We start from the raw sequence: 6000 nt of genomic DNA, 5'->3' as shown, positions 1-6000 counted from the left end.
TCTACCAGGCCCGGCTGCGCTCCCGCTTCGGCCGGGCCTGGCGGCGCAAGGCCCCGGTGGAGTCCCTGATGCCACTGCGCCTGGCCCGCTACGGCGTCCCGCTGGCGGAGACGGCCCCCTCGGGCCTGGCCGCGGCGGGCATAGAGCCGGCGCTGATACCCCCGGCGCCGCAGCCGGGGACGACGGGAACGACGGCGGGCGGTCGTACCGCCGTGGCGGCGCCCGTCCAGCAGCAGGCGGCGTACGCCGCCGGGCAGCGCCCGCAGCTGGTCGCCGACCAGGGACCGGGGGAGCCGCCGCCCTACGAGGAGCAGCTTCCGCCGGACGACCAGAGCCCCTGGTTCCAGGCCCCCCAGCAGGTCGACTACCACGGCGGCTACGACCCGACGTACAACCCGGAGCCCCCGTACGAGGAGTGGTACGAGGAGCAGCAGCCCTCCCCGGAGGAGACCGGCAGCTTCCCCATCCCGGTGGGCCCCAACCGCACGCGGGAACTCGGCGAGGGCGGCGGCACCCCCGAGCCGGACGAGGAGGCCTACTATCAGGTCTTCCGTCAGTCGATCAACGGCAGCCTGCCCACGCCGCGCCAGTTCGCCGACGGGGTGGAGGCCACGTACGGCGTCCCCCTGCCCGAGAACGAGGCCAAGCGCATGGTGAACCGGTTCTCCAACCGCTTCAACGCGGAACTGGAAGAGGACCACATCGCGTGAACACAGCAGCCATGAGGACATGAGCAAGGGGCCCTCGCACGAGGGCCCCTTGCCGTACCGCTCCTGGCTCCCCGCTACCGGCCGAGCAGGGCCCGCACCCGTTCCTGCCCCACCGCGAGCAGCAGCGTGGGCAGTCGCGGACCGGTGTCACGCCCCACCAGCAGGTGGTAGAGCAGCGCGAAGAAGGTCCGCTGGGCGGTCTTGATCTCCGGCGGGAGCTCCTTGGGCGTGGCGTCGGCGGAGAACCCGGCCTGGACCTTGGGCACGCCGTACACGAGGTGGGTGAGCCCGTCGAGCGACCAGTGCTCGGACAGGCCGTCGAGCAGCAGCTCGATGGACTGCCGGGACGGCTCGTCGAGGGACTTCAGCAGGTCGGTGTCGGGCTCGGCGCGGACGATGGTGCGCTGGTCGGCGGGAACATGGGTGTTGATCCACGCCTCGGCCTTGTCGTACCGCGGGCGGGCCTCGTCCAGCGAACCAAGGGGGTTGGCCGGGTCCAGTTCGGACAGGATCCGCAGGGCCTGGTCCTGGTGGCCGGCAGTGATGTCGGCGACGGACGCGAGCGTGCGGTAGGGCAGCGGGCGGACGGTCTTCGGCAGCTCACCCGCGGCGGTGCCCACCGCGCGCGTGTACGCGGCGACGTCACCGGGCAGCGCCGAGCCGTCGGCGACCTTGGCGCCCAGCTTGTCCCACTCGTCGTAGAGACGCTGGATCTCCTGGTCGAAGGCGATCTTGAAGGACTGGTTCGGCCTGCGCCGCGCGTACAGCCACCGCAGGATCTGCGGTTCCATGATCTTCAGCGCGTCGGCCGGGGTGGGGACGCCACCGCGGGACGACGACATCTTCGCCATGCCGGAGATGCCGACGAATGCGTACATCGGGCCGATGGGCTGCTTGCCGCCGAAGATGTGGACGATCTGCCCGCCGACCTGGAAGCTCGAACCGGGCGAGGAGTGGTCGACGCCGGACGGTTCGAAGACGACGCCCTCGTACGCCCATCGCATCGGCCAGTCGACCTTCCAGACCAGCTTGCCGCGGTTGAACTCGCTGAGCCGGACGGTCTCCGAGAAGCCGCACGCGGTGCACGCGTAGGTCAGCTCGGTGGTGTCGTCGTCGTATGAGGTGACGGTGGTGAGGTCCTTCTCGCAGTTGCCGCAGTACGGCTTGTACGGGAAGTAGCCGCCGACGCCGGAGCTGCCGTCGTCCTCGGACGCGGCGCCCGAGCCCTCCTCCGCCTCCACCTCGGCCTCGTCGACGGGCTTCTGCTGCTGCTTCTTGGCCGGCTTGGGCTTGGTGCGGTACTGGGCGAGGATCGCGTCGATGTCGCCGCGGTGCCGCATCGCGTGCAGGATCTGCTCGCGGTAGACGCCGGAGGTGTACTGCGCGGTCTGGCTGATGCCGTCGAACTCCACGCCCAGCTCGGCGAGCGAGTCGATCATGGCGGCCCTGAAGTGCTCGGCCCAGTTGGGGTACGCCGAGCCCTTGGGGGCCGGGACGGAGGTCAGCGGCTTGCCGATGTGCTCCTTGTACGTGTCCTCGTCGACCCCGGCGATCCCGGCCGGCACCTTGCGGTAGCGGTCGTAGTCGTCCCAGGAGATCAGGTGCCGCACCTCACGCCCCCGCCGGCGGATCTCGTCGGCGACCAGGTGCGGGGTCATGACCTCGCGCAGGTTGCCCAGGTGGATGGGGCCGGACGGGGACAACCCGGACGCGACGACGACCGGTTTGCCCGGGGCCCGACGCTCCGACTCCTCGATGACCTCATCCGCGAAACGGGAGACCCAGTCGGTGGTCTCGGTGCTCTGAGCCACGATCGGCACGTCCTTCTTTCTCCATGGGCAGCCGGTACGGTCGCACGGCTGACCGCTCCATTGTCCCAGGCAGGGCGGCAACCACGAAAACGCCTTTTCAACGCGTTGGACGGCCCCACGCGCCCCGGCGTTCACCGGGCGACCGGAAAATTCGCTTTACCCCGCATGGGATACTGGGCGTGTCTATCCGTCCCACGAGGAGAACGGCACCCATTCCTATGGCCTCGGTCACGTCCCTCACCGATTCCGTCCACCAGCGCCTCGCGAACGCCCTCTCGGCCGCCCTGCCGGAGACCGCCGACGCCGACCCGCTGCTGCGACGAAGCGACCGGGCGGACTTCCAGGCCAACGGGATCCTGGCGCTGGCGAAGAAGGCGAAGGCCAACCCGCGGGAACTGGCGGCGCAGGTCGTCGGGCACGTGGTCGCCGGTGACATGATCAAGGACATCGAGGTCTCCGGCCCCGGCTTCCTCAACATCACGGTGACGGACCAGGCCATCACCGAGAACCTCGCGGCGCGCGCCGCCGACCCCGAGGGCCGGCTCGGCGTGCCGTACGCGGAGAACCCGGGCACCACGGTGATCGACTACGCCCAGCCGAACGTGGCGAAGGAGATGCACGTCGGCCATCTGCGGTCCGCGGTGATCGGCGACTCGGTGGTCCAGCTCCTCGAGTTCACCGGCGAGAACGTGGTCCGCCGGCACCACATCGGCGACTGGGGCACCCAGTTCGGCATGCTCATCCAGTATCTGGACGAGCACCCGCACGAGCTGGACCACAAGGCGTCCGAGGTGACCGGCGAGGAGGCGATGTCGAACCTCGACCGCCTCTACAAGGCCGCGCGGAGGCTCTTCGACTCCGACGAGGAGTTCAAGACGCGCGCCCGGCGCCGGGTGGTGGACCTCCAGGCCGGCGACCCGCACACCCTCGCCATCTGGCAGAAGTTCGTGGACGAGTCGAAGATCTACTTCTTCTCCGTCTTCGAGAAGCTGGACATGGATATCCAGGACCCGGACATCGTCGGCGAGTCGGGGTACAACGACATGCTGGCCGAGACCTGCCGCCTGCTGGAGGAGTCGGGCGTCGCGGTCCGCTCCGAGGGGGCGCTGTGCGTCTTCTTCGACGACATCAAGGGCCCGGAGGGCAAGCCGGTCCCGCTGATCGTCCAGAAGTCCGACGGCGGCTACGGCTACGCGGCCACCGACCTGTCCGCGATCCGCGACCGCGTCTTCAACCTCAAGGCGAACACGCTGCTGTACGTCGTGGACGCCCGCCAGTCCCTGCACTTCAAGATGGTCTTCGAGACCGCGCGGCGGGCCGGCTGGCTGAACGGCGACGTGACGGCGTACCAGCTGGCGTTCGGCACGGTGCTGGGCAAGGACGGCAAGCCCTTCAAGACCCGTGCGGGCGAGACGGTCCGCCTGGTCGACCTCCTCGACGAGGCGATCGAGCGGGCCTCGGCGGTCGTGCGCGAGAAGGCCCAGGAGCTGTCCGAGGAGGAGATCGCCGAGCGCGGCGCCCAGGTGGGCATCGGCGCCGTGAAGTACGCCGACCTGTCGACGTCGGCGAACCGGGACTACAAGTTCGACCTGGACCAGATGGTCTCGCTGAACGGCGACACGAGCGTGTACCTCCAGTACGCCTACGCCCGTATCCAGTCCATTCTCCGCAAGGCCGGCGAGGTCCGCCCGGCGGCCCACCCGGAACTGGAACTGACTGAGGCGGAGCGGGCGTTGGGCCTGCACGTCGACGCGTTCGCGGAGGCGGTGCGGGAGGCTGCCGCGGAGTACGCCCCGCACAAGCTGGCGGCGTACCTGTACCAGCTGGCCTCGCTGTACACGTCCTTCTACGACAAGTGCCCGGTCCTGAAGGCCGAGACGCCGCAGCAGGTGGAGAACCGCCTCTTCCTGTGCGACGTCACGGCCCGCACCCTCCAGCAGGGCATGGCGCTGCTGGGCATCAGGACGCCCGAGCGGCTCTGACCGGCCCACCGGATCCGCCGGATCCGCCGTCGCCGTCGGCCCCGGCCTGTTGTGATCAACAGGCCGGGGCCTTCTTTCATGGCCGTCCGATCGTCCACCACCGTACGGATACACCCGAACGGCGGCGGTGATGTCGTCACTGGACCGGAGTAAGGGCCGAGGCATGTCCGCGGGGCAGCACGGGTGCCGTCCCGCCGTCGCCGGGCCAGCCGTCGGTGACGGTGCCGGGGCGGCCTCGCCGCGACGCCCGGGTGACAGATGGCCCACCGGCCGAAAGTTCCCGGATGGTAATTCCCTCTTCCGGCCCACGCGAGTTCCCGGTAAACACGAGGCCGCGTAGCGCAAGATCGAAATGCGATCAGCACCACACCTCTCCAAGATGGCGGTGAAGAGCGGAGCGCGGAACTTGCAACAGTTCGTGCACTCCGCTGAGTCGTGCGCCAGAGAAAGAGGAAAACATGACGGCAACGACGGAGAGCCCCACGCGGGAAAAGGCAGGGGTCGGCCAGGAAGAGGTCGGTGAGGAATCCGCCATCGGTCCCATCCTGCTGGCAGCCATGCTGGCCCGTCGTGAGGAGCGCGGGGAAGAGCCGATCATCGAGCACCCGCTTCTCCTCGCTGCGCTCATGCGCGGCCGCGAAGAACGCGGCGAAGCGCTGATCCAGCACCCCCTCCTCCTCGCCGCGCTGATGCGCCGCCGCGAGGAGCGTGAAGAGCCGATCATCGAGCACCCACTGCTGCTCGCCATGCTGATGCGCCGCCGCCGCGAGGAGCGCGGAGAGGAGTCGATCATCGAGCACCCGCTGCTGCTCGCCGCGATGATGCGCCGCCGCCGCGAGGAGCACGGGGAGGAGCCGATCATCGAGCACCCCCTCCTGCTCGCCGCGCTGATGCGCCGCCGCCGCGAGGAGCGCGGGGGCGAGTCCCTGATCGAGCACCCGCTGCTCCTCGCCGCGCTGATGCGCCGGTAGGAAATAGCGACCTCCTGCCCTCCGAATGTTGCGACCGCGGCATCGGAGGGCAGGCCCCGTACGGCAATCGAAGAATTGAAGGAACCACAATGGCAGCTGAGTCCGGCGGAGAAGCGGAACGGGATCCCCTGGAGACCTTCATCGACGAGATCTTCGAGGAAATGATGCGCGAGTCCGGAGTTCCGCACAGCGGCACCAGCACCAGACACGGAAAGGACCCGCTGGCGGCCGCTCTGGTGGAAGCGGCCATGGCGTCACTGTCGCAACCGCAGTCCTCCAGGTCATCGGAACTGGAAAGAATGCTGTTCGCGCAGAGTCTCGCGAAGGCACTGGCCGAGTCCCTCGCCCCCGCCCTGGCGGAGGCACTGGCCTCGGAGATCATGAAGGCCCTCACCCACCACGCCGGCACGCACGGCAGCAGCAGCGGCAGCGGCAGCGGCGGCGCCCACCAGCCCGTCGGTGCGACTGGCCGCAACCGCCGCGGCTCCGGCGAGGGAGGCTCCTGACCGGACCGACGCACCGGGGC

Annotated in this window: 4 protein-coding genes and 1 pseudogene; 4 read left to right on the top strand and 1 reads right to left on the bottom strand. The window is 69.5% G+C overall.

Annotated features, from left to right (window positions below; genetic code table 11):
* Positions 1 to 710 (top strand): annotated as a pseudogene (locus ACH4UM_RS40620) (hypothetical protein); the annotation flags it as partial.
* Positions 711 to 784: 74 nt separating this feature from the next.
* Here the strand turns inward: ACH4UM_RS40620 and lysS are convergent.
* Positions 785 to 2530, bottom strand: a complete 1746-nt coding sequence (gene lysS / locus ACH4UM_RS40615; protein ID WP_398191337.1) for a lysine--tRNA ligase — start codon at positions 2528 to 2530, stop codon at positions 785 to 787.
* Between the two features lie 209 nt (positions 2531 to 2739).
* Here lysS and argS point away from each other — a divergent pair, with 209 nt between their 5' ends.
* The 3 genes from argS to ACH4UM_RS40600 all read left to right on the top strand — a co-directional run bounded on the left by argS (position 2740) and on the right by ACH4UM_RS40600 (position 5980).
* Positions 2740 to 4503, top strand: a complete 1764-nt coding sequence (gene argS / locus ACH4UM_RS40610; RefSeq protein ID WP_398191335.1) for an arginine--tRNA ligase — start codon at positions 2740 to 2742, stop codon at positions 4501 to 4503.
* Positions 4504 to 4961: 458 nt separating this feature from the next.
* Positions 4962 to 5474: a hypothetical protein gene (locus ACH4UM_RS40605; RefSeq protein WP_398191332.1), complete on the top strand. Its 513-nt coding sequence runs from the start codon at positions 4962 to 4964 to the stop codon at positions 5472 to 5474.
* 89 nt (positions 5475 to 5563) lie between these two features.
* On the top strand, positions 5564 to 5980 hold the full coding sequence (locus ACH4UM_RS40600) for a hypothetical protein (protein ID WP_398191329.1): 417 nt from the start codon (positions 5564 to 5566) through the stop codon (positions 5978 to 5980).
* Positions 5981 to 6000: the final 20 nt, after the last annotated feature.

It is taken from the genome of Streptomyces sp. NPDC020801, assembly GCF_044334385.1.
In the GTDB taxonomy this organism is placed as follows: Bacteria; Actinomycetota; Actinomycetes; order Streptomycetales; family Streptomycetaceae; genus Streptomyces.
The sequence above is the reverse complement of the archived record's forward strand: the minus strand, read 5'-3'. Positions and strand labels throughout refer to the sequence as shown.

Excerpts from the sequence above, each read along its gene's own strand:
- argS (WP_398191335.1), top strand. The coding sequence starts at position 2,740 with ATGGCCTCGGTCACGTCCCTCACCGATTCCGTCCACCAGCGCCTCGCG.
- ACH4UM_RS40605 (WP_398191332.1), top strand. The coding sequence starts at position 4,962 with ATGACGGCAACGACGGAGAGCCCCACGCGGGAAAAGGCAGGGGTCGGC.
- ACH4UM_RS40600 (WP_398191329.1), top strand. The coding sequence starts at position 5,564 with ATGGCAGCTGAGTCCGGCGGAGAAGCGGAACGGGATCCCCTGGAGACC.